Source organism: Chitinophaga sancti (assembly GCF_034087045.1).
Classification (GTDB): Bacteria; Bacteroidota; Bacteroidia; order Chitinophagales; family Chitinophagaceae; genus Chitinophaga; species Chitinophaga sancti_B.
Genome location: NZ_CP139247.1, coordinates 6,641,614 through 6,666,848 on the forward strand (window position 1 = coordinate 6,641,614; position 25,235 = coordinate 6,666,848).

Genomic DNA, 25,235 nt, shown 5'->3' on the forward strand with positions numbered 1-25,235 from the left:
TTTGCAAACATGGATAGGGTTTTAGACGATATAATGAAATGGAATGAGCATGAGAAAACTCTCCGATCCTTATATCCTGATCAAAAGAAAAAGATTGCCAGCGAGAAACTTACTTTCTATGAGGAACTTAGCGCAAAATACAATAAGCTACCGTTGAGTGATTTCGAAAAATCTACCTTTAAATCTGCCGATCTTGACAGAAGAAAGTTGATAAAAGATATTTATCCGTGGCCTTTGAATATTGTGCGAAATCTGCTGACTCCACAGTTGCAGAAAATGATAGACCAGAAGAATGAACTGAGGGATCAAAATAATTTCAAAGATGTCAGGAATGAATTGACCAGGTTGAATTTGGGTGACTATATCAAAGATCTGCCACGTCATTATAATAAGAATTCCGAAGCGGTTACTGTTCCCATTGGAGTTTACACTAATGAGCTGAATTACATCGAGATTGAAGTTAAGTTTAAGAAAGATCAGCTGCAAAAATTTCATTTGGAGGCGTTAAACGTATCCATTAAGAATCCAAATGGAAAAGTAATAGGCAGCCGTGACTTTATTGATGTTGCTAAAACTGACAGATTATTCACAGTATTGGAAATGGGTAATCTAGTCATAGGAAGGCCGATTGGCCGGGATGAGTATTCTGAGGGAAAGATCCAGACCTCCTACTTTGTTTTAGACCCCAATGACCGTGATATAGATCAGAATCGAAAGCTGAAAGAACATCAGCCTACACCTGCATTCAATATCGAAGATATCATTGCTAAAATCGACTTTAAAGATAAGAATGTACCCGGTTTCCGGAAGAACATCGCCTGCGATATAAAATCCGGCAATCTTGTAAACGCGGAGGTGATGGTCAACGGTGAATCTAAGCCATTTACCATGGTGCTGAATTTGCAACGTAAAGACATCATTTTCATTGACAAAAGCGGGGAGAAATTTACCAGCGAAGACGTGAAAAACGGCAAATCCAAGGACCAGGCAGAGCGTGTTGTTAAGAATCCAAAAACCAAGATTACCCAATCGGTTAATAACAGTAAAAAAAATGGGATCAAGCTGGAGAAGGATGGGCCTGCACCTATCAATAATCGCAAAACAAAGGCAAAGGGTATCTAAGACATTTTTTAAAAAATGCCGTGATGGATGAATTAAAAATATTGGCCGATTTCTTTTTAGCGGCTCAAAATGATCCCCGAATAGGGGTGAATCATTTAGGGGTTTTCGCCAGTCTGTACCAATATTGGCGTAACCTTAATTTTCCAGTACCATTAAAGTTGTTTTCCTATGAAGCAAAGCAACTAACCAAAGTTTTGTCTAACGCCAGTTATTATCGGTACATTAAAGATTTGCATTGTTGCGGATATATCAACTATATCCCCTCATTTAAGCGTACAGAGCCTAGCAGCTTATATTTTAATATCATAAATCAAAGTGAAAATGGAAAATGTGGTAACGGAAAACGATTTAAAGCATTTCAGGCTCCAACTGCTGAATGATATACGTCAGATTGTTGATGAGAAACTGAATACGATGGCTTCACCATTAATGAGTGATTGGATAAAAGCTGGAAGAGCCAGAAAATTATTAGACATGTCGCCCGGCAGTTTACAGAACCTTCGCATCTCCGGCAAGATTCGGTTTAAGAAGGTTCGTGGCTCGTATTACTATAACCTGAAAGATATAAATAATTTATTCAAGTAAAATGGCCGGGGATATAGAAAAGCTCATGATGTATATTGGTACATTGAGCCGTGACGAAAGGATAAAACCTAAACATATTACGATCTTTTTAACGCTGGTTTATATAGGCTTGTTACAAAATTCAGGAGACCAGATTAGAATAACCAGGCGCGTGGTTATGGAGACAGCACATATCAAAGGCATACCGACTTACCATAAATACATCAACGATCTTCAGAGTTTCGGCTATATTGATTACCAGCCGTCTTATCATCCTGCAGAAGGCAGCAGGGTAACTATTAAATTATAGGATAGAATAACAAAAGGGGAACCCCCTTTTGTTATTCTATTTGGTCAGATTCCAATACACGGTTTTTGACGGCCGGTGTAAACGTCTTCCGGATCGCACGGGTGAAAGACAGTTCTTTACCATCCAGGATCGTTTTGAGTTTGTTCATGCTGGTTTTGATGTAATCTTTTTCTAATCTCAGGTATTTTTCAGTCTGTTTCACTGATTTATGCCCCAGCATCTTTGATATAACCTTAATTTCAACACCATTATTAAGACACAAAGATGCGAAAGTGCGGCGGGCCGTATGGGTGGTAAGCCTTTTGGAAATCCGCGGTCCTGCGGCAATTTCCTTTAAATATAAGTTATAATTGGAATTGGCAACAACGGGGAGTAGTAATCCCTTTTGCTGGCGTCTCGGATGGGTGGCATATCTTTCTATTATGCTCAGGGCATCATCGAATAAGGGGATATCAGCTTTACGCTTGGTTTTTGTACGGTCCTGAATGATCCACCAACTGCCCGTTTCGTCCACTTCTATATCGGACATACTTAGCTTTTCAACATCTGCAAAGGCCAGGCCGGTCATGCTTGAGAATAGAAAAACATCACGAACACGATCCAGCCGTTCAAATTCATAATTGTGATTAACGATCTGGTATAGTTCTCCCTCGTTGAGCGCATCATGCTCAACTTCATCAAGGTGCATTTCAAACTCAGCAAACGGATTGGATAATATGTACTTCTTTTTAACACCTCTCAGCACGATCTTCTTCATGTTTGAGATATATTTACAGGCCGTATTATTACAACATGATCTTTCAGACATAAGATAGAAATAAAAATCATTGACAAAATCATAATTTAAATCAGCCAATAGGATATCATCTTTATCATATTTCCATTTGAGATAATTTTGGGTATGCATATAAGCGGTATCATATCTTTCGCGTGTCCCGTCAGCGGCTTTCTCTTTTTCAACCAGTATCTTTAATTGATCATTATGCTTTTTAAATTCTTCCAGCAGGTAGTGTTTAGGAGTGTCCCGCCCCTTCACATAGTCAATTAAAATCTCGGCAGTTACCTGCTTGTCGCTTGAGATTAAATCTGTACGTTTCTTTTCAATTTTAGCTTCCAGAGTGGTCAGGAAGGAGTTCAAGGTTTGGGAAAGTTCATCTTTGCCTACGCTACGGCCTAATTGCTGATGCCATAGCTTATGGGCGCATTTTCGCTGAATAGATGCTTCTTTGGGAATGCCGTCTACCGTAATACGGATGTAAACGGAACGTGGCTGGCCGGAATCCTTTTTAGGGGCCTTTAAAAAAAACAGGACTGCAAAACTTTCACTCAACATAATTCTACATTTTAAAGGTTGATAAATGTCGAATTATTGGTCATCTCAATCAAGATGTTAAGTTAATGAACATGTTGATATACAAATACTTACTATGAAATCGTGGCACCTTTTTTTGACTTTGCAAGGTGCCACGATTTACGCTATTTTTTTTTGGCGTTTTTGAAAGATTTGGTAGCTTTTTTGGGGGAAACAAAAAAGCCTGCCATCTTTCGATAGCAGGCTGGTAAAGCACTTTATTGAAAATGTGTTAATTATAACACGGTTTTCATTATAAGTTTTATAATCTGAGCGGAGAAAGAGGGATTCGAACCCCCGGACCTGTTACAGTCAACGGTTTTCAAGACCGCCGCATTCGACCGCTCTGCCATTTCTCCGGTGCAAAAGTAGGAAACTGGAACAATTTTCAAAAAAAAATTTTCAAGTCCACCCTCATCCCCCACTAAAATCCAACCGTAGTCTGCATTTGCAAAGAAAAAAAACCTATTTTTAAGAACTAAAATGTTTACCCGGACGACTTAAAACATGCTAATTAAGAAATTCTTCCTGTACCACCTGTTGGTGCTGGCTCTTATGAAAACTGCTACAGCGCAAACCTGTACCTCCATCGGCCAGACCCCCTCCACCGCCTTCCCGGTTTGTGGTACAAAATCTTTTATTCAGCAATCCGTCCCCGTCTGTGTCACCCACGAAATTCCCGGACCAAATTGTAACGTGCCCGGCGATGGTACCCACACAGACGTCAATCCTTACTGGTATAAATTCACCTGCTATACTTCCGGTACCCTGGGTTTTACCATCACCCCCAATACATTATCCGACGACTACGACTGGCAGATCTTCGACATCACCAACAAAACACCTGATGCTGTTTTTACTGATAAGTCATTGTATGTCTGTATGAACTGGTCAGGCGAAGGCGGTAAAACCGGCGCTTCTTCTGCCGGCACCTCCCTGGATGTATGTGGTGGCTATGGCCAGCCACTTTTCAGTAAGATGCCCACCATCACCAAAGGACATAACTACCTGTTACTAATCAGTCACTTCGACGGCGATTCGCAAAGCGGGTACAGCCTTTCCTTCGATGGCGGTACTGCAGATATTACAGATCCGACTGTTCCGAAATTGCAGTCAGCGACCTACCGCTGTCTCAATAATACCATCAAGGTGGCCCTCACCAAAAAGGTCAATTGTACGACACTCGCTGCAGATGGCAGCGACTTTACTTTCGTGACCACAGGCGGTTACCAGGTAACCGGCGCTTCCAGCACACAGTGTAGTAACGGGTTCGATCTGGATACTATCACGCTCACCCTCAATACCACACTACCTCCCGGAGATTATATCATTGCTGCACAGGCAGGTACAGATGGCAATACACTGGCGAATACCTGTGGCAACCCGGTACCTGTAGGTGATACGTTGCATTTCCATATTGGTACGCCATCAGTGATCACCACCGTTTCGGATGTAACTACCAGCTGTGCTCCTGACCAGTTAAAAGTAGGACTATCCTCCCCGGTACGATGTGGATCTATCGCGGCCGATGGTAGCGACTTCACCATAAGCGGGCCCACAACAGTGAGTATTACAGCCGCTTATGGCCTTTGTGACAGTGATAACCTGACGGATACAATCGTGTTGCAACTCTCCCGCCCTATCTATACAAAGGGTAATTATAGCGTCACTATCAAAAACGGCAGTGACGGCAACACCTTGTTAGGAGAATGTGGCCAGTCAGTACTATATCCTCAAACCACTGTTTTTCATACGGCCGATACAGTAAATGCGACTTTCTCCTACAGTAGAAATATCAATTGTAAGATCAGTACCATTGATTTTTTGCATGATGGCGACCACGATGTAAACAGCTGGCTATGGACTTTTGAAGATAGTTCCACCGCTACCACACAGGAAGTGGTGAAAGTATATAATTCCTTTGGCGTCAAAACCGCACAACTGATTGTGTCCAATGGCGTATGTACAGATACCGCATTTGTCAGCATCAGCTTTGAAAAAACACTGGGGGCCTATTTCACAGTAGATCCAGGACCATACTGTCCTTTGGATGTAGTGATAGCGAAAGACAGTAGTTATGGCAATATCATCCGTTACTACTGGGATTATGGCAATGGGGTAACCAGCGTAAGTCCAACTGCAGAGCCACAGCAATACTTCCCGACCAGCCGGGAACAGCAATACCTGATCCGGTTAATTGTGGAGGACGAACTCCATTGCAAGGACACCGCCGATCATTACATTACAGCTGTAACGAGTTGTTATATAGATGTTCCGAATGCATTTTCTCCCAATAATGATGGAGTGAATGATTATCTTTATCCACTGAACGCATACAAAGCGATAGACCTATATTTTGCTGTATATAACCGTGTAGGACAACTGGTATTTGAGACCACCGACTGGACCAAACGGTGGGACGGAAATGTAAAGGGACAACCTGCCGATATTGGCACTTATGTGTGGATGCTCAGGTACACAGTAAAGGATTCCGGAAAGAAGATTTTTAGAAAAGGGACAGCCACCCTGATAAGATAACCTAAATTAATATTTACGATGAAGAGCCCTTGTTTGCTGCTGGCAGCACTATGCCTGACTGTGTCAGCTGCAGCCCAGACAATTTGCATTGCCCATGTGAACATGATAGATGTGAAAAAGAATGTGACTCTGCCCGACCAGACCATTATAATTACCAAGGATCGCATTGTCGCCACCGGCCCTGCAAATAAAGTAAAAGCCCCCGCTGATGCCACCGTCATTGATGGTACAGGCAAGTATATCATGCCGGGGATGACGGATGCACATATTCACTACTTTCAGAGTGGAAGTTTGTATACACGCCCCGATGCAATCAACCTGACGAATTATCATCCTTATCAAAAAGACCAGGATTATGTAAAAGCAAACCTGAGCGACCTCATGGCGAGATACCTGGCTTGTGGGATTACGTCTGTCATTGATGTAGGTGGTCCCATGGCTAATTTTGAAATCAGGGATAGAGCAAATAGCGATTCTGCAGCGCCGACAACGTGGGTGACGGGTCCTTTGGTTTCTACCTACCTGCCGCAGAGACTGGATGAAAAAGATCCGCCGATTGTGAGAGTGACTTCTCCGGAAGAAGCGAAGAGGCAGGTGCAAAAAGAGCTGCCTTATAAACCGGATTTTATCAAGATATGGTATATCGTCTATCCAGGACATAAAGCAGATAGTACTTTGCCGATTGTGAAGGCTGCTATAGCGGAAAGTCATGCCAGCGGACTGAAAGTAGCTGTGCATGCTACACAGTACGAAACGGCTAAACTCGCAGTAGAGGCGGGTGCCGACATTCTTGTGCATAGTGTGGATGATGCTGTTATGGATGCGGGCATGCTAAAGATGCTGAAGGATAAACATATCCTGTATATTCCGACACTGAGAGTGATGGATGGATATTACAGAGCCATGATACAACGACAGCCATTTACTACACATGAACTGGCCTATAGTGATCCTTTTATGCTGGGTACACTGACTGATTTACTGCATATGCCTGAGGCATATGATTATAAAGCAGCGCGTGGGTTTATTCATGTACCCAACAAAGCAGATACGATCATGGCGACTAATTTGAAACTTGCCCAGGAGGCAGGTGTACTGGTGGCGGCAGGTACGGATGCGGGAAATATTGGTACTATGCATGCCAGTTCTTTTCTGGAAGATTTGTTGGCCATGCAAAAGGCGGGTCTGAGTAATGCTGAGATTATTAAGGATGCGACATTGAATGCCGCGATCGGTTTTGGGAAGGAGAAAGATTATGGGAGTATAGAAAAAGGGAAAATCGCTGATCTGATCTTGTTGGAGAAGGATCCGTTACACGATCTGAATGTGTTGGGGAATGTGTCGATGACTATTCATAATGGAAAGATCTTTACTAAAGAAAAATTATTGCCGGTGACACCGGAGATACTCGCACAGCAACAATTGAATGCGTATAATGCAGGGAACCTGGAAGCATTTCTGGCGCCTTATAGTGATAGTGTGAAGATCTATGATCAGGCAAGTGGGAAATTGTTACTGGAAGGTAAAGAGGCAATGAGGAGGAGTTATGGGCCGCTTTTTAAAGCAGCACCGGAATTGCATTGTCAGGTGGTGAAGAGGATAGTGTCAGGGAATACTGTGGTGGATGAAGAGCGGGTAACAGGGATGAAGGATAAGGCACTGACGGCGGTAGTGATTTATACTATTGATCATAATAAAATAGTGAAAGTTGCGATGGCACTGTAGGATTGTTGCAGTGGGTTGGGGTAAATTGATTGCTTTATTACCATCAAAATAACATGTATGAAAAAGCAACAAGCGAAAAAGCTGAACCTGCAGAAGATTAAAATTGCAAATCTGAATGTGAGTAAAGGTGAGAAAAATGTAGCGCCGACTACTACGGTTTGGTTGAGTTTGAGGAATCTTTGCTGAGTGATTTACTGAAAGAAAAATTTAGTGAGGTTGGCTGAAAGGCTAGCCTCATTTTTTTTGTAAATGAAGGAAAAAGCTAAAACGGATTAATATTCGGATAAGAAAAATGGATGGACAATTATTATTATAATCGGAAAACAAACGATATTTGATACCTAAATGGAAAAGCCCGTCATCCTTGGACAGATAGCACGGGCATTTTCCTATTTCTAAACCGCTGGGCCGAAGCCTGGCTTAAAGTTTTTATATGGTTATACGAAGAAAAAAACTCTCTCCTAAACTATGGGAGTTTCTATTCCTCTCTTTAAAGCTGGTACCAATTATTTATGATTTGATTCATAATCATCATTGGTAAAAATTGCCTGAGCAATCAGGCAAAACGATCTCGCTTCGCTTAAAGCAAAGATAAGTATCTAAATAACAAAATGACATTTTCATTCTCACATTAATTGTGAAAATATTAAAGCGATAATATCACCCCATGATATGAGACTGCAATTATCATTTTGATTATTTTAGCACGACATTCTGTAAGCACATGATGTGCTTTTAAAATTACAACACACCAAAAGTATGTCTGAAATTTCAGACAACCAAATATATGTCTAAAATTTCAGACTACTTATTGGCCTTTTTAAACTTCACAGCCCAAATTAAATGGACAACAACGAAGATCTAAGAAACAAAGAGGAGCTACAAAAGCTTGTAGATAAGGTGAAAGAAAAGTATAACGAAAAGGGAATAAAAATTAACCAGGAAGAAATAGCTAATATATTAGGTTATCGCAGAACTTATTTATCTAATTTACTGGGAACACATGGAAAAGTTACTGAGCTCCATATAGCGTGGTTTATATACAGATTCAAAGAAGAATTAAAAGAAGAAGAAAATAAAATCAAAGATTCGATGATGATCAAAATAGTTGAAAAACTTACACCAGAACAAATAGAAGAATTGCTAAACGGGGGATTTAATAATCCTGAAGCAACCATAGAATTTCAAAAATTATTAAATGAAGTTGCAAAAAAGAAATCAGAATAGCTGCAGAAATTATACAACTTTTTAGAATGATATTAATCTCCTCTTCGGGGGAGATTAATATTACATCAACTCCAACTCCTCACCTGTCAAATCATAAAACAAATTCTGCAACTGATGCACATACACCATTGACCTCCCATACGGCACCAGTCCTGCCGGTGACTCTGCCAGCATTTGAAAAGAATACCCCTCATCCCGAATATAAACACTATCCTTGTGCGTATACCGATAAGAATATACGTTGATATCCTCCCCATACTCCCTCTCCCCCCTCACAAAACCCAACGCATTCAACTGATCCACCTCCAACTTTATCGGATTCACTTTTGCCAATGGCAACTTGCTTTTCGGCAGACAGGAATTATAGACATACCCCTCCAATATACCTTCTATTTTGAAAGTAGTTTCATTCATATACAAATCATAGTAATAAACTAAATTCCCCACACGGATGTCTGTATCTGCTATCATTTACAAATCTTTGTTATGCAAGTATAGGTATTTTGTCTATTTTGACGGCCTACTAATTTTAATTATTGATGCCCACTATCAGAACAATAGAACAACGAGACAATAGCGCGCTCGCTAAAATAATCAGGGACATCTTCATTGAATTCGACGCACCTTTGATCGGAACAGTTTATGACGATCCGAATACAGACAGATTGTATGAAGTTTTCCAACACCCCGGATGTATTTATTATTTAGCAGAAGAAAATGGAGAAGTATTAGGAGGTTGTGGATTGTATCCTACAGATGGATTGCCGGATAAATGTGCGGAACTCGTGAAGTTTTATCTTTCCCCTGCTGCACGCGGAAAAGGATTAGGGAAAATATTAATGGAACAGGCTATTGCCGCGGCACCAGGATTGGGATATAAGCAGATCTATCTGGAAACCTTTGATCAGCTGGCGACTGCAGTGGGGATGTATGAGAAAGCAGGATTTAGAACACTGGAAAAACCGATGGGAAATTCAGGACATTATAATACCACCCTGTGGATGATAATGGACGTGAAATAAACAAACTGGTTTTGCCATAAATGGCAAAACCAGTTTACTTTGAAGGACGTTTCTTTGTATCCGGCACAGTATATTTCTTTTCAGGAGTCAGCGACCACTCCGCCTCAAACCGCCCACGCACGTTCTCCACCTCACCATCACTCATATCCAACAGCACCGTCTGCGGCAACAGACTTCCATCAATAATATTCACGCCACAAATATGTAAAGTCTCCTTTACCCGCTGTGAATCAGGAATACCTTTACCCCTGTATTGTAATATATAGTTTGCCATAACAATGAATTATTTTTCTTCTGTCAACATACCTTTTCCCTCATAATTCGCACCAAATCCCATAGATTGAATCTTTGTTGAAAGGTATTTCAGCATCTCATCGGCCCTTGCGGAAGCTCTTGGCAAAGCCAAAATATCAGGCGCATCTGCCAATAACCGCGCTGCCATACCTACCGCCGCCGGACAGGCCATGCTCGTACCATCCATGATCGCATACAAATCATCCGGAAAGGTAGATATAATTCCAACCCCAGGAGCAGTCAGATCAGTTTCCGCACCTATATTGGAAAAGTCTGCTATAAAGTTAGCCTTATCTGTACCATAAGGTGACTTTACAATCCCTGTTTGTACCGTATTTTTTGGAAAAGTATTTTTACGCCCCATTGCAGACACCGCTACCGACAGACTGTAATTGGCAGGAAAACTCACCGGTCCCCTATCATCATTGCCATTGGCACAAAAACACAATATCCCGGCATTGTAAGCCTGCTTAATATAACTACTAATCCCTTCATCCGTTTCTGATTCACCCAGGCTCATGTTGATGATATCACATTCATCCTGTATCGCCTGCGCCAACCCTTTCATAATGTAAAAATTAGACGCATCGGAATTTTTAGGGAACACCCTGTAGCTATAAATTTCTACGCCGGCAGCCAGTCCATGTACACCGCCATAGGCACTTACAATGCCCGCTACGTGAGTACCATGCCCTTCGCCATTATCTTTATAATCAGTAGTATCTTCATTCGCCACACAATTCAGACCGCCACTTACCACCAGGTCTTTATGCGGCCCTACACCCGTATCAATAATACCGATGCGAAGCTTCTGTGTAATTTTTGGCCACTGTGGTGTGTCGTAAAAATGACGTAAGGAGTCGGTGTAACCGGGATCTATTTTCTGCAGTTTGATTGCGAGACTGGTGGCAGAAAAACCCGTTTTGTAATATCCCCAGTACGTATGTTCCGGATACACATAAATCCGCTCTATATTCTTGCTGGACAAGGTCAGAGAGAGCTTCCCCTTTGCATTGGTATTCCCGGAATCTCCCGTTCTGTTTTCAAAATCAGTAAATGCAACAATGAAAATACCAGCCAGGGGGGTACCGTCTATATCCGTAACCGTCAGATCCAGTTTTTTAGTGGTCTTCGTTTTCTTTGCCTTCTGTTGAATAGATTCACGGAATACCAGTGCTTTCTTATAAAATTTCTCTTTAATAATACGCAGACCCGGATAGGAGAAACGAAAATCAGCCAGTTCCTCCTGACTAAGTTGTACGAGCTTGGCACCGTTGTCCTGGATAGAGTCGAGGACTTTCACAGGAATTCTCTTTGCAGATTTTTCAGGCCCACGGGTTTTCAGGCTAACGGCCTCCATGCTTACTGCAGGTTCTAACACAGCTGTCAGGAAGTTTTCAACTTTAGGATTCGTGTCGGCAGTGGTTTCAGTATCTGTGACGGGCAGCAGGATGTAGTTACCAGTCTTTGATTTGCTCTTTGCCATAACAGGTAGTTTTTTGAGTAAATGGAATTCTTCTAATGGTATAAAAAGTTAACAATATGAATGTACTAAAGATATAGCTAATCGTATTTACTACCGTACGTAACAGATATGATTAGCGGGGCGTGAATTGGCCTGCGGCGGGCAAAGTGCGAATGGCGCTCTGTTTCGGAATCTAATAAAATATCGTTAATCTTTTAATGGCTGATAATTGAGAAAACCGGGGACCCGGAAACAACATTTCCCGATGGAGTAAATAACGATATTTCGTACCAATTTTAACAATATAACGATATATCGTTAATTTCTAAACCGGCATATTTTCATAAACAATTGGTTTACAATCATATTTAGTTAGGCACAGGATATGACACTTTCTGGCAAAACACAGCTATCATGAAATATCCTGAATATTTTCCTTTGGTGGAATTTAAACAGAAGGAAGCTGATCTTCCTTTTGAAATCCATCCCTTCCGGTGGGATGATGAATCTCTCAGAGCACATAACGCCCTTCCTCACCGTCAGAACTTTATTGAGATCATCTGGGTAACGAAAGGTCACAGCACGCTGATAGTAGATTTGCAGAAGTATGAGATGCCCGCTAATAGTGTATACTGTGTTACTTCCGGACAAATCCATCAGCTGGTTGGGAATGAACATACTGAGGGCTACATTTATCAGTTCACGGAAGACTTCCTGTATATGGGGGAGCATGAGTTTGATCTAATGTATCATTCGGGGTTGTTTCAGGCGTTTTCGCGATCGGCAGGCATAGTCGTTGATAGCGAGATAGCGGTGGAAATGAAAGAGATTACATTGAAGATGATGCGGGAGGCGGATAATTTGTATTTATTACGAACGGAGTTGATGCGGAGGTACCTGAAGATCTTTTTGATTTATTTGACAAGACAACTAAGAGGAACTTTGCAGACGACGATCCAGACAAGGAATATTGAACTGGTGGAGAAGTTTAAGAATATGGTGGAGGCGATGTTTAAGAGTAAGAAGAAGGTGGCGGATTTTGCGAGAGGGCTGTCGGTGACGCCGAATTATCTGAATGAGATTGTGAAGAAGATTACGGGGTATCCGGCAAGTCATCATATCAGGCAAAGGATCGTGTTGGAGGCGAAGCGACAAGCAGCGTATTCAGATGTGTGTATGAAGGAGGTGGCGTGGAATCTGGGGTTTTCTGATATTGCGCATTTTAGTAAGTTTTTTAAGAATTCGACTGGGACAAATTTTTCTGATTTTAAGAAGGAGTGCCTGGTATTTGCTTCTACAACACCGGAAAATTAGTTCCCAAAAAATCGCTTTTACCTTCGGCAAAAGCGATTTTTTTGGGCGTAGTGGCCTGGGGCCGGCTTTTAAAGGTTATCATTTTATGAAGCCCATTATTTTTTGAATGCTTTGATGATCTCTTTACGCTTTGCAGCATCAGGCAGAGAGTTATCCCAGAACCATACCATCATGCTCTTTGTGAGGAAACGGCCGGTGGCATATTTATTTTAAGATTCTGTTTCGAAGTTAGTATCTGTCATTAACAGGAATACAGCGGCTTTGTTCACTCGTTTGATTTGTTTCACTTATAGCTATTTATGTTGTAACAATTCCTGCAAAGCTATGCCTGTATTGGGTGGGAGTCAACTGATAAATACTGTTTTCCCTTGTACATTTCACTGTGTTGAAAATAACCATTATACGTACAGCGCCTTCGATAATTTGTACAACAGTTGCGATAATCCGGCAATTGGTTATGGATTTGGTTGCCACTAGCTTTGATCCAATATTATCTCCAGGAAAATCAGGTATCCACGTTACTGTTTAACCGCTTCAGCATTTAGTTTAAGCATTATTTTAAAAAATATTAAGAATGAATACTTCATATAGAATAGCGCGGCTGATAGATGCTGAAGAACTCACCATAATGTCGATGGAACTATACACCGAAATAAGCAGTCGCAAAGACTTTACGGAGAATAAGATTGTGGCTACCCTACGTTTCTATGAGCAGCATAGTAATATGGGTGAAGTATTGATGATTGAATGTGATGGTGGACTGGCGGGGTACTCGGTAATCTTTCGGTTTTGGAGTCAGGAATATGGTGGGTTGATGGTGGGGGTGGATGAATTATATATCAAAAAAAAATACCGCAGATTGGGGACGGCGAAGCAATTCATCGATCTGTTAATAGCTAGTGAACGTATGCATCCCCAATTTGCGGGTATTGAGCTGGAAGCGCATTATAGTAATACACTTGCACTTAAATTATTCGCTTCTCTTGGTATTCCTAAGAATGAAAACTCTTTTTATATAAAGCTGCTCAAGGAGTAATTCCATAATACATACAAATTTATAAGACCAAAGCGTCTGTTCAGCATTAACCTTCCTCCACAAGCTACATGGTCGGATGCTGCTCTACCAATGTCCATGATTGTGAACGAACATCTTTTTTCTTTGCAGCTAATACAATGTTCTCCTCCCCCTGTGTAATGTATAACTCCGTTCCCTTTACCCGAATCAGGTAACTATTCTTTTCTGCAGGCAGAAATTCATACTGCTGGTTCGCAATAGGTTGCTCTTCCAGAAATGCTCCTTTTGGTTGTAATGTTTTACCAGAAAAAAGATTCTTTAGCTGGTAGGTCTGACCTTCTACATTATTGAAATCCCAGGTTACACATTTCCAGTTGACCGGAGAGTATGGAACAATGGGGGTACCATTGGCTGTATTCGCATCTTTGATACGGAGTACCATGCCGGAGGCTACGTTCTTTATGGCATATGTGCCATGGATGGTCTGAGCAAAGGTGTTGACAGTGGCTATGATGAGCGCCAGTGTACAGAATAAGCTTTTCATGCTGGTTGGATTTTTCTATATCAAATATATAAAAAAAGGCAGCGCCATACGGGGAATATGGCGCTGCGGGTTAACAACAACTTATCTACCTATTACAACTGTTATTTTTTTTATTCTATATAAATCTGATTCTATCTATTTCCGATCTTATTCACATCAGATCTAAATCTGACTCCATCTACTTCCGGTCCTATTCAATTCTGATCATTTCTTCTTCCGACCCCATCTAATCAGATCTTAATCTTTCTTCGCTTCTTAATTCCATCCGCCACCCAGGCTTCTGTACAATTCCACACCAGCACTCAGTTGCTGACGGGTAATGTCTGCCTGTGTCAGCTCAGCCTGTAAAAAATTCCCCTGTGCAGTGATCACTTCCAGGTAGTTAGCCATACCGCTGCGGAATAGTAATTGTGCTTGACGGGTAGCCAATTGTGTAGTTTCCACCTGTTGGGAAGCGATGGTTTGCTGTGATTTCAACTTATTCAGTTTCACGAGTGAATTGCTCACCTCTCCCACTGCATCCAATGCCAGTTGGCGGAAACGGATCACGGCTTCTTCACGCTGAATCTTTGCTACTTCCAACTGTGTTTTCAATTGTCTGTGCTGAAACAATGGCTGAGTGATACCTGCGGCTGCTACTCCGAACAGAGAAGCCGGTACGGTGAACCAGTCACTCGCTTTGAAAGCATTCAATCCGCCGTTGGCAGTGAGGGTCAGAGTGGGATACATGCTCCCCTGTGCCACCCCTACTTTTGCATTGGCAGCTACCAGCGCCATCTCTCCTGCTCTCACATCCGGACGCTTGCTGATCAGATTGGCAGGAATACCCACCGGCAATGAATCGCGCATCAGGTTAGTACTCAGTTGCTGACTTCGTGCGATGGTACCTGGTAATTCACCTGTAAGGATACGCAGGGAATTTTCCTGGATAGCTATTGCCTGTTCAAGCTGAGGTATGAGCAAGGCGGCTGTTTGCTGTTGGGCAATGGCCTGCTGTACTCCCAGTTCTGTTACCTCGCCCGCTGTTTTTTGCAGGCGGATCATCTGCACAATGGTATCGCTCAGCGACAGGCTGTTTTTAGCTACCTGTAGCTGTGCATCCAGCATGAGCAGGTTATAGTATGCATTGGCGATATCTGATACGAGGGTGGTTTGCACAGCATGTGCTCCTTCGTAGGTTTCCAGATAACTGGCCAGTGCTGCTTCTTTTTGTCTTCTAATCTTGCCCCACACATCCAGCTCCCAGGATACTGCTGCATTCAATGAATAGTCTTCGATATGATCGGCACCCAGGAACGAACTAAAGCTGAGACCATTCAAACTGTTATTCGACGGATTGGTGGTATTCGCGGTTACATTCAGTGTGGCAGTAGGCAGCCAGGCTGACTTTGCCTCCTTTAGGTAAGCAGATGCTTCTTCGATTCGTTTTACGGCCAGTTGCAGGTCGTAGTTGCCACTCAGCCCTGCGGCGATTAGCCTTTGTAGTGTCGTATCGGCAAAGAAGTTCTTCCAGGGTATCTCAGCTATACTGGTATCTGAAGGAGCTTTATCACTGCCTGCAGTGCTGGTACCGGAAAAAGCCTTATCGCCAGCAGCACTGGTACCTGAAGAGGCATTGTCGCCAAACCGCTCCGGCAGTACCAGGGCAGGCTGTTTGTAGTCACGGCCCACCCGGCATGCTGCCAGTATAATTATAGCAATGAAGACGGTTAGGACACTGATATATTTTTTAGTCATCACTTTTTACTTTAATTTTTTTAATACTCTGCTGCTGTCTGCATTTCTTCCTGTCTTACAGGTTTACCGCTGATGCGCTCCTGTATATACTGGAAGATGATGAACAACACCGGTATCACAAAGATGCCCAGCAATACGCCGGTCAACATCCCTCCTGCTGCACCGAAACTGATTGAACGGTTACCCTGTGCAGATGAACCTGTCGCTCTCATAAGTGGTGTCAGACCTGCAATGAATGCAAAGGATGTCATGAGGATAGGACGCAGACGTAACCTGGCCGCTTCCAATGCGGAGGCCAGCAGCCCCATTCCACCCTTGCGCCTTTGTACGGCATATTCTACGATCAGGATGGCGTTTTTAGCCAGCAAGCCTATCAGCATGATCAGACCTACCTGCACATATATATTGTTGTCTATACCAAACAGATTGATGAAGGCAAATACACCGAAGATACCCAGTGGAATAGAGAGAATCACGGAGAATGGCAGAATGTAACTTTCATACTGTGCTGACAGCAGGAAGTATACAAAGATCAAACACAACAGGAAGATAATACCTGCCTGACCACCAGCTGCAATTTCTTCTTTTGTCATACCTACCCACTCGTAAGAGTAACCTCTTGGCAGGTAACTAACCGCCACTTCTTCCACAGCCCTGATCGCATCACCAGAGCTATAACCAGGTTTTGGCTGGCCATTGATGCTCACCGCATTAAAGAGGTTATTGCGGGTAACGGTTTCAGGACCATATACTCTTTCCAGTTTTACCACGGCATTGATCGGTACCATTTCACCTGACTCATTCTTTACAAACACTTCATCCAGTGAAGAAGGTTCTGCACGTGCAGGTACATCCGCCTGTACGATGACACGGTAGTATTTACCAAAACGGTTAAAGTCAGATGCAAAGGTGCTACCATAAAACACCTGCAATGTCTGCAGGATCTCTGATACTTTCACACCCAGTTGTTTCGCTTTACTATCGTCGATCTGCACACTGTACTGCGGATTACCGGCATTAAAGGTGGTAAAGGCAAATGCAATTTCTTTGCGCTTCATCAGTTCTCCGATAAAACCGTAAGTGGTATTTGCCAGTTTATCCATTGGGCCACCGTTACGGTCCTGCAATATCACTTCGAAACCATCTACGTTACTGAAACCAGGTACGGTAGGCATGTTGAACATGAAGATATTTGCTTCAGGAATACCTGCCAGTGCGCCTTGCATCATACCCATCACGGCTTTCAGGTCTTTCACCTTTCCACGCTGTTCGAATGGTTTGAGTTTTACAAACCCTACGCCAGATGCAGAACTGCTGGAGTTGGTGATGATGTTAAAACCGGAAACGCTCAGATAAGAATTGACAGACTCGAAGTCGTGCATGATTTTTTCCACCTTACCCACAACTTCCCGGGTACGTTGCAATGAAGCACCGGGAGGCATGCTCACAGAGTATACTACGAAACCATTGTCTTCTGTAGGAATAAATCCGGTAGGGGTACGTTTTACCAGGAATACCGTTACAGCAGTGATCAGCGCCAGACCACCTATTGCAATCCATTTACGTCTTACGAGGAAACGGAGACTATTGATATATTTATTTGTTACCGCATTAAAACCTGTATTGAATGCTTTGAAGAAACGACTACCGAAGCCCATTGTTACATGCTTTGGTTGATGGTCATCTCCATGATGTATGTTCTTCAACAACAGGGCACAGAGTGCAGGACTCAGGGTCAATGCATTCAATGCAGAGATCAGGATGGCGATCGCCAGTGTGAAAGCGAACTGACGGTAGAATACACCCGCCGGGCCCTGCATGAAACCAACAGGTACGAATACCGCTGCCATAACCAGGGTGATGGAGATGATTGCACCTGATATTTCCTGCATACTGGTAATGGTCGCATTTCTTGGAGACATATTGATCTTCTCCATCTTGGCGTGCACCGCCTCGACGACGACGATAGCGTCATCCACTACGATACCGATAGCCAGCACCAGAGCAAAGAGGGTAAGCAGGTTGATGGTAAAACCAAACAGCTGCATGAAGAAGAATGTACCTATGATCGCTACTGGTACTGCGATAGCAGGAATCAGTGTAGAACGGAAATCCTGTAAGAATATGAATACAACTATAAATACCAGTATAAATGCTTCCAGCAGGGTGTGTTTCACCTGGTCAATGGATTCATCCAGGTATTCCTTGGTGCTATAGATATTGAAATATTCTACACCTTTAGGAAATAGCAGGGATGCTTTCTTCATCAGGGCATTGGCAGCTACCTGGATATCATTTGCGTTTGAACCCGCTGTTTGATAGATAGCTATACCAATACCGTATTTCCCATTCACCTTGGTGTCACTGCTATATGTAAAGGAACCGAACTCCACTCTTGCCACGTCTTTCAGGCGCAGTAAAGAACCATCTGCATTTGCCTTCAGCACCATGTTTTCATAATCTTCGTGCTGGTTCAGTTTCCCTTTATATTTTAATACATATTCGAATGCTCTGTCACTACTTTCACCGAAACGACCAGGTGCTGCTTCTACGTTCTGTTCCTGGATAGAATTCAGTACGTCCTGTGGTGACAGGTGATTGGCAGCGAGACGATCAGGGTGCAGCCATATACGCATAGAGTAATCTTTGGAACCGAATACCATGGCCTGACCTACACCAGTGATACGTTGTAATTCAGGGATGATGTTGATCTTTGCATAGTTCTGCAAAAACTTTTCATCGTATTCTGAAGTATTACTCATCAGGTTCACCACCATGATCATACTATTCTGTTTCTTCTCTGTGGTGATACCTGCGCTCACTACTTCGGATGGTAAGAGGCTGGTGGCTTTGGATACGCGATTTTGCACGTTTACTGCTGCCAGATCAGGATTCGTACCCAGTTTGAAGTACACACTCAGGGTCATGGAACCGTCGTTGTTGGAAGTAGAGGTCATGTAGGTCATGTTCTCTACACCGTTTACCGCCTCTTCTATGGGGGTGGCTACGGAACGGGCTACCACTTCGGCGTTAGCGCCGGGGTAGGATGCTGTAACGGCCACGCAGGGAGGGGCAATGTCCGGAAACTGAGTAACCGGCAATGTGAATAGCGATAAGATCCCCAACAGTACCAGCAGGATGGAGACCACCGTAGCCAGTACCGGCCTTTCTATAAATCTTCTTAACATAAATCTTTAGTTGAATTTTTTACAAATGGACTTGCCTTTAGCTAGCAATCCATTTCACTGGTTTGGCCATCTACAGGTAATTCATGATAATGGAACTGCTTTCGACACGTCATCCATTTACATAGGTTTCACCTTTAGACAGGCAATCCATTTATGATGGAATCACCTTCAGAGAGCCGCCCCATTTTACAATGGCTTTACCTTCAGCAGGCTATCCATAGATATTGGCTGTGGAGCAATCACAGCACCATCCTGTAGTCTTCCCAATCCTGCATATACAATAGTCTCACCTGCCTGCAGTCCTTTCTCTACGAAGTAGTATGCGCCAGATTTACCGGAGATTATAATTGGCTTGCTCGCCACTTTATTGCTATCTCCTACTGTGAATACAAATACTTTGTCCTGCACTTCAAATGTCGCTTCCTGTGGCACCAACAGTGCTGCAGAGAGTTGTTCAGGAATACGGACTTTACCGGTATTACCGGAACGAAGCAGCCCTGCACCATTCGGGAAAATAGCACGGAAACTTACGGAACCCATTGTTTTGTCGAACTGACCTTCCATTGTTTCTACATGCCCTTTTTCGGTGTAGATGGTATTGTCTGGAAGCACCAGGTCTACAGCCGGTAATTTTTTCACTTTATCAGCTACGGTATTACCAGCTATTTTATTTTTGAATTGGAGGAAGTCGATCTCACTCATGGAGAAGTAAGCATACACCTCATTTATATCCGATAATAAAGTAAGTGGCTGTGTTTCCCCACGGCCTACCAGGCTACCGCTTTTGAAAGGAATTCGACCAATGTAACCATTTACAGGTGCAGTGATCAGGGTGTATCCGACACTGATACGAGCATTGCTTACATTGGCACGTGCCTGTGATACGTTGGCTTTCGCAGCTGCATATGCAGCATTGGCAGTTTTAAGTTGTACGTCGGATACCACGTTATTTTGTACGAGTGGCGTAAGACGGTTTACTTCTACCAGTGCCTTTTCTTCATTGGCCTGTGCAGCGAGTAAGAGTGCAGATGCATTACTCAGTTGTTCCTGGTAAGGACGGTCATTGATGCGGAATAAAGGTTGGCCTGCTTTTACGTAAGCACCTTCATCTACAAAGATCTTGTCGAGGTATCCATCTACCTGTGGGCGGATTTCAACGTTTACCTTTCCTTCTAATGTCGCGTTGTATTCACGATAAGTAGTAGCTGGAACGGAAGTTACTTTCAGCACGGGTAGTACCGCTGCTGGCGCTCCTCCTCCATTTTCTGTTTTTGCAGAAGAGGAGGCGCATGATGAAAGGAACGCGACAATAATGATACTATAAAGAAGACTCGCTGGCCCGTGTTTTTTGTGCGCTTGTTGTAATAAGAATAAGTGATTCATACAATTGTTCATTTTAAGAAAAATATGGCAATAGATAGCCACACCGCCAGTGGCGGAAATTTTAGGCAAAAGCCTCCCTATGGCCACAGTTAGCCATTCCACCATTGTCAGAGATGTAAATTTGAAGTCTTCCTGATTAAGACACAAGGTCCATTTTTACGAAGACCTACCTCTCTCACATACGGTGGTCACCGGTTAATAAATAACGACAGTTATTGGAGATAGAAAAGCCACCCCACCCGCCTGAACCGGGAAGCCAGATGACAAAGTTTTTTGATTGGTTACTGCTAAGAGAAACTTATGAACAGGTTAGCAGGAGTAATTTAGATACTTCATGTGCTAGTGTTTTTTTAAGGACGACATTATTTCAACATCACCATGTTATGATTATTATAACCCTACAAAAGTACAATGATATGCAAGGAAGTTCATTTAACTAATTACGGTATTAATTGTACTTTTCCCGGATACTCTTCTGGAACGTTGCTGGTGTGTAACCAGTATGCTTTTTAAAGAAACGATTGAAGTACCCATCGTCTTCAAACTTAAGCTCCCACGCGATTTCCTTGATGGTATGTTCACCATAAAACAAAAGTCGCTTGGCTTCCATCACCCGTTTTTCGTCGATGATCTGTTTGGCGGTTTTTCCCAACACAGCCTTGATTGTATCGTTGAGATGACCGGGTGTTACATACATCATATCTGCATAGTGTGCTACCTGCGTTTTGTCTTTGTAATGCACATCGGACAATTCATCGAACTGACGTACGATGCGGTTAGGCAGCGTATCTGATTGCATAGCGGCAATGTCGCGTTGTGGTAAACGGGAGATAGCAGCAATGAGAGAATGTAGCATGTTGCGGATAATCAGTTCCCGCAATGGTTGCCTGGTTTCCATTTCTCTCATCATGAGACGCGCGAATCCCATGAGCTCTTTCAGTTGTGCATCTGTGAGTTCGATTACAGGCGTACCGCATACACAACCCCAACAGATAGGGCTACCTAAGCCGGTTTCGTTCACAAGGAATTCCTGTGAAAAGATAATATTAACGACTTCGCATAAACTATCGCCGGTATGTTGATGTACCTGGTCAGGATATAACATCACTACAGCAGGACCTGTGACAGTATATTTTTCGAAGTCGATATATTGAGTTGTTTCGCCTGATAGCACAAGGGTGATACTGAAATGCTTACGGCGATGCGGTTCTTTCAGATCTTCTGGTTGTACCAGGTAGGTAGTGCGGTTGATAAAAAAACCTTTTAAAGGATTTTGCATATCAACACAATCGTCAACATTGTAAACTGGTATGACTACATTAGTCTTCATATCACATACAGTTTAGTCGTTAAAAAGAAGAGGGCTCAGTTGTAAAAGTTCAGAGGCAGTGCCATTCTAGCTACAGAATCGGCATGGATTAATTAGTCGGCAGGATTGTAATCAGTAGATGATTAGCAGATTATATCTATTACATAGTGCGACAAAAATATAATTTACATTTCATTTTTCATCGAACTATTTTTACATGATAAATATACTTATTATCTGCAATTATTGTTAGCCGGCTAATTAAATAAGTAAAAAATATTATTTCTTCAGATTTTCCAGTACCTGCATGAGCAGACGTTTTAAGATTATCCTTTCTTCTGTACTTAGTCCTTTCACCATTTGTTGTTCCAATTGGTTCCAGGTTTGTTCTGTGATATGCATAGCGGCTTCCCTGCCTTTTTCAGTAAGGGAGACGCGAACGGCTCGCTGATCGGTACAGCATTTTTCTTTGACAAGGAAGCCGTTTTTTTCGAGACGGTCAGCCATGCGGGTGACGGTCACGGGTGTGACTTCCATGTTCGTCGTAAGGTCACTGAGCATGATGCCGTTGTGACATAGTACTTGTTGCAGGAAGATCTCCTGGCCGGCGTGCAGGTTGTATGCCGCGAGCATTTGATTCCCTTTGTTCCTGTGCGCTTTGCCGATTTGTACCAATAGGTGACCAATGGTACTGCACATAAGCGGTTTGTTCATGAAGCAAATATAATAATTAGCCGGCTAAATAAAATAAAAATTAAATAAAACGCTTTTACCTGCGGTAAAAGCGTTTTATTTCGAAGGAGGCGGTCTTTTTGTTGCTATTGTACCTGAAATACTGCCGAAAAACAAGATTGCAGGAAATCACCCCTGCAAAAGAATATTATTTAGTGGCGGGCTCCTTTTCTTTAGGACGTTCTTTCACTAATATCAGATCAGCCAACAATACGTTCATCGGGATATTACCCAATTTCACGATGCCCCGCTTATCACGTATTTCAATCAGTTTGCCCACCTGGCCGTTTGTTTTAATTTTTACAAGGTTGCCGATCTCGAGGTTGCTACCAACTACTTCCTGGAATTTGTCCTGTACCTTCTTCTCCAGCTTGTCATTGATAGCCTTTTCACGTTTTCTGAACAGGAGCGCTTCGGCCTGCTTCAAAACCTTCTGCTTGTCGTCGGTACGCTTCCATTCAATCACGATCTGCTTCATTTTGCGCTCCATATCTTTCAGGTAGGCCAGTTCGTCTTCCTTGATCTTGTTCTGCAACTTCATCATGCCGAACTGCTGGTTCTTTCGTTCCTTGTCAGAAAGTATCTCGTACTCACGTTTCAACTTTTCGTTTTCGCGCAGTAACTGCTGTAATTCCTTCTCTTTTGCCTCTACCTTTTGCAGGTCCTGCTCTGCCTTGTTCAGGAGCTTATCCAGCTGAAAATGGCCTTCATCTACAAGGTTTTTGGCCCTGTTGATCAGGGAAGGATGAAGACCTATTCGCTGTGCAATAGAGAATGTATAGGAGCTACCAGGTTTACCTACGATCAGTTTGTACATTGGTGACAGGTTCTCCTCGTCAAAGCCCATTGCCCCGTTGATGATACCTTTTACCTTGTTGGCCATTACCTTCAGGTTCAGGTAGTGGGTAGTCACGATACCAAATGCGTGTTTCTTAGCCAGCTCCTCCATGATCACCTCCGCAAAGGCGCCACCGAGGTTCGGATCGGAACCACTGCCCAGCTCATCGATGAAAAAGAGGGTCTTACCATTCGCATTTTCCATGAAATACTTCATGTTTTTCAGGTGCGAACTGTAAGTACTCAATTCAAATTCGAGGGATTGTGTATCACCAATATGGATCATCAGTTGTCTGAAAATACCGATCTGAGAACTGGGATGTACCGGCACCAGCAGGCCTGCCTGCAGCATGAGCTGGATCAAACCGACTGTTTTCATAGTTACCGTCTTACCACCTGCATTCGGTCCACTGATCACGAGGATATGATTGTTCTGATCCAGCGTGAGGTTGATGGGAATGGTCGGCTTGGTATTACGACGGTTGTACAAAAGCAACAGTGGGTGATATGCATCTACCAAATGCAGTTGTGCAGTGGGTGTAAGCATTGGGTAATTACCATCCATATCAAGTGCCAGTTTTGCTTTGGCACGGATAAAGTCGTAAGTACCGAGAATGATATGATAGTTGTTCAGCAGCAATGAATGCTTGCTCAGGTCCGCTGTCAGGGTACGCAATATCTTGTACACCTCACGGCTTTCGTCTCTTTCCAGGGCGGCAACATCATTATTCAGCTCAATAGTTTCTTCCGGCTCCACGAATGCGGTACGACGGGTATCGGATTCTCCATGGAGAATACCTTTTACCATACGCTTGTTTTCGGCATAAATAGCCACTACCCTTCTGCCATTCAGAAAAGCTTCGCCTGTATCGGCGAGGTAGCCCAGTTTGCTGAGTTTAGACAAACTACGGTCAAATACACGGCGCAGTTCATTTCGCTTGCGGAACAGGGACATACGGATCCTGGATAACTCCGGAGTGGCGTTATCCCTTATTAGTCCTGCCTCATCCAATATCTCGTCGATGATCAGGATGATCTTCTTTTCGTAGTGGGTATGAGTAATCACTTCGAACAGACCCGCATAAGTAACGCGCCTGTCGTGATCAAAAAAACGTACAATGCTGCCCATGCTTTCGGCCAGCTTGCGCAATTGCATTACCTGCTCTCCGCTCAATACGGCTCCCTGGATGCCCAGTAAGCGCAATTCACTTTTCAGGTTCAGCACATAATCGTTGGGAAAATGTTCCTGCAGCAGCGTGAGCTGCTTATATTCGTGCGCCTGCTGTAATGCTGTTTTGACGTAGTCAATGTGGGTATGTAAACGCAGTTCCTGCGCCATTTCTTTACCCAGCTCCGTTTTACAATGTTCCTCCAACAAAGCCTGAACTTTGTCGAATTCCAGCTGTACTAAGGCTGAATCGGGAAAATACTTCATCTTAAATTAATTCCATACAAAACCTGCGGTTACAATAGCACAGGCGGTTAAAATTGGCTTTTGGCCCTTCAAAAGAATGTTAAAGTTAATTAATTGGGCGATCTGTTACATCAAACTTATCGT

At 43.0% G+C, this 25,235-nt stretch carries 21 protein-coding genes and 1 tRNA gene; 10 read left to right on the top strand and 12 right to left on the bottom strand.

Going from position 1 to position 25,235, the window contains the following annotated elements:
- Nucleotides 1-9 precede the first annotated feature (9 nt).
- The 3 genes from SIO70_RS26605 (at nt 10) to SIO70_RS26615 (ending at nt 1,996) form a co-directional block, all read left to right on the top strand.
- On the top strand, nt 10-1,122 hold the full coding sequence (locus SIO70_RS26605; RefSeq protein ID WP_320575930.1) for a hypothetical protein: 1,113 nt from the start codon (nt 10-12) through the stop codon (nt 1,120-1,122).
- 23 nt (nt 1,123-1,145) lie between these two features.
- Nucleotides 1,146-1,502, top strand: a complete 357-nt coding sequence (locus SIO70_RS26610; RefSeq protein WP_320575932.1) for a hypothetical protein — start codon at nt 1,146-1,148, stop codon at nt 1,500-1,502.
- 206 nt (nt 1,503-1,708) lie between these two features.
- Nucleotides 1,709-1,996 carry a hypothetical protein gene (locus SIO70_RS26615; protein ID WP_320575934.1) on the top strand — a complete coding sequence of 96 codons (288 nt, stop codon included), beginning with the start codon at nt 1,709-1,711 and terminating at the stop codon, nt 1,994-1,996.
- 31 nt (nt 1,997-2,027) lie between these two features.
- Here the strand turns inward: SIO70_RS26615 and SIO70_RS26620 are convergent, their stop codons facing one another.
- Together SIO70_RS26620 and SIO70_RS26625 are read right to left on the bottom strand one after the other, a co-directional pair.
- Nucleotides 2,028-3,329: a site-specific integrase gene (locus tag SIO70_RS26620; RefSeq protein WP_320575936.1), complete on the bottom strand. Its 1,302-nt coding sequence runs from the start codon at nt 3,327-3,329 to the stop codon at nt 2,028-2,030.
- A gap of 292 nt (nt 3,330-3,621) precedes the next feature.
- Nucleotides 3,622-3,706: transfer RNA gene (locus SIO70_RS26625), tRNA-Ser, on the bottom strand.
- Nucleotides 3,707-3,854: 148 nt separating this feature from the next.
- On the opposite strand from SIO70_RS26625, the gene SIO70_RS26630 reads away from it, so the two are divergent.
- From SIO70_RS26630 to SIO70_RS26645, 4 genes are all read left to right on the top strand, one after another.
- Nucleotides 3,855-5,885 carry a gliding motility-associated C-terminal domain-containing protein gene (locus SIO70_RS26630; protein WP_320575938.1) on the top strand — a complete coding sequence of 677 codons (2,031 nt, stop codon included), beginning with the start codon at nt 3,855-3,857 and terminating at the stop codon, nt 5,883-5,885.
- Between the two features lie 18 nt (nt 5,886-5,903).
- Entirely contained in the window at nt 5,904-7,610 is a 1,707-nt protein-coding gene (locus tag SIO70_RS26635; protein ID WP_320575940.1) for an amidohydrolase family protein, read from the top strand.
- Between the two features lie 57 nt (nt 7,611-7,667).
- A complete protein-coding gene (locus SIO70_RS26640; RefSeq protein ID WP_320575942.1) occupies nt 7,668-7,796 on the top strand; it encodes a hypothetical protein in 129 nt (42 codons plus the stop codon).
- Between the two features lie 657 nt (nt 7,797-8,453).
- Nucleotides 8,454-8,837: a hypothetical protein gene (locus tag SIO70_RS26645; protein WP_320575944.1), complete on the top strand. Its 384-nt coding sequence runs from the start codon at nt 8,454-8,456 to the stop codon at nt 8,835-8,837.
- Between the two features lie 60 nt (nt 8,838-8,897).
- Here SIO70_RS26645 and SIO70_RS26650 read toward each other — a convergent pair whose 3' ends face one another.
- A complete protein-coding gene (locus SIO70_RS26650) occupies nt 8,898-9,308 on the bottom strand; it encodes a hypothetical protein (protein ID WP_320575946.1) in 411 nt (136 codons plus the stop codon).
- Between the two features lie 68 nt (nt 9,309-9,376).
- On the opposite strand from SIO70_RS26650, the gene SIO70_RS26655 reads away from it, so the two are divergent.
- Nucleotides 9,377-9,859, top strand: a complete 483-nt coding sequence (locus tag SIO70_RS26655) for a GNAT family N-acetyltransferase (protein WP_320575948.1) — start codon at nt 9,377-9,379, stop codon at nt 9,857-9,859.
- Nucleotides 9,860-9,893: 34 nt separating this feature from the next.
- Here the strand turns inward: SIO70_RS26655 and SIO70_RS26660 are convergent, their stop codons facing one another.
- Together SIO70_RS26660 and SIO70_RS26665 are read right to left on the bottom strand one after the other, a co-directional pair.
- On the bottom strand, nt 9,894-10,133 hold the full coding sequence (locus SIO70_RS26660) for a hypothetical protein (RefSeq protein WP_320575950.1): 240 nt from the start codon (nt 10,131-10,133) through the stop codon (nt 9,894-9,896).
- Between the two features lie 9 nt (nt 10,134-10,142).
- Nucleotides 10,143-11,639, bottom strand: a complete 1,497-nt coding sequence (locus SIO70_RS26665; RefSeq protein ID WP_320575952.1) for a S8 family serine peptidase — start codon at nt 11,637-11,639, stop codon at nt 10,143-10,145.
- A 393-nt stretch (nt 11,640-12,032) separates the two neighbouring features.
- On the opposite strand from SIO70_RS26665, the gene SIO70_RS26670 reads away from it, so the two are divergent.
- Together SIO70_RS26670 and SIO70_RS26675 are read left to right on the top strand one after the other, a co-directional pair.
- Nucleotides 12,033-12,932 (top strand): helix-turn-helix domain-containing protein, encoded by a 900-nt coding sequence (locus tag SIO70_RS26670; RefSeq protein ID WP_320575954.1) that lies wholly within the window; start codon nt 12,033-12,035, stop codon nt 12,930-12,932.
- A gap of 574 nt (nt 12,933-13,506) precedes the next feature.
- On the top strand, nt 13,507-13,968 hold the full coding sequence (locus tag SIO70_RS26675) for a GNAT family N-acetyltransferase (protein ID WP_320575956.1): 462 nt from the start codon (nt 13,507-13,509) through the stop codon (nt 13,966-13,968).
- A 64-nt stretch (nt 13,969-14,032) separates the two neighbouring features.
- Here SIO70_RS26675 and SIO70_RS26680 read toward each other — a convergent pair whose 3' ends face one another.
- The 7 genes from SIO70_RS26680 to SIO70_RS26710 all read right to left on the bottom strand — a co-directional run bounded on the left by SIO70_RS26680 (nt 14,033) and on the right by SIO70_RS26710 (nt 25,112).
- Nucleotides 14,033-14,491 carry an RICIN domain-containing protein gene (locus SIO70_RS26680; RefSeq protein ID WP_320575958.1) on the bottom strand — a complete coding sequence of 153 codons (459 nt, stop codon included), beginning with the start codon at nt 14,489-14,491 and terminating at the stop codon, nt 14,033-14,035.
- 255 nt (nt 14,492-14,746) lie between these two features.
- Nucleotides 14,747-16,228 (bottom strand): efflux transporter outer membrane subunit, encoded by a 1,482-nt coding sequence (locus tag SIO70_RS26685; protein ID WP_320575959.1) that lies wholly within the window; start codon nt 16,226-16,228, stop codon nt 14,747-14,749.
- A gap of 20 nt (nt 16,229-16,248) precedes the next feature.
- Entirely contained in the window at nt 16,249-19,416 is a 3,168-nt protein-coding gene (locus SIO70_RS26690; RefSeq protein ID WP_320575961.1) for an efflux RND transporter permease subunit, read from the bottom strand.
- A gap of 186 nt (nt 19,417-19,602) precedes the next feature.
- Nucleotides 19,603-20,799 (bottom strand): efflux RND transporter periplasmic adaptor subunit, encoded by a 1,197-nt coding sequence (locus tag SIO70_RS26695; RefSeq protein WP_320575963.1) that lies wholly within the window; start codon nt 20,797-20,799, stop codon nt 19,603-19,605.
- A gap of 448 nt (nt 20,800-21,247) precedes the next feature.
- Nucleotides 21,248-22,129, bottom strand: coding sequence for an AraC family transcriptional regulator (locus SIO70_RS26700; RefSeq protein WP_320575965.1), 882 nt, complete (start codon nt 22,127-22,129; stop codon nt 21,248-21,250).
- Between the two features lie 258 nt (nt 22,130-22,387).
- Nucleotides 22,388-22,822 (bottom strand): MarR family transcriptional regulator, encoded by a 435-nt coding sequence (locus SIO70_RS26705; protein WP_320575967.1) that lies wholly within the window; start codon nt 22,820-22,822, stop codon nt 22,388-22,390.
- Nucleotides 22,823-22,988: 166 nt separating this feature from the next.
- Complete coding sequence (locus SIO70_RS26710; RefSeq protein ID WP_320575969.1) at nt 22,989-25,112, bottom strand: endonuclease MutS2; 2,124 nt, start codon at nt 25,110-25,112, stop codon at nt 22,989-22,991.
- Nucleotides 25,113-25,235: the final 123 nt, after the last annotated feature.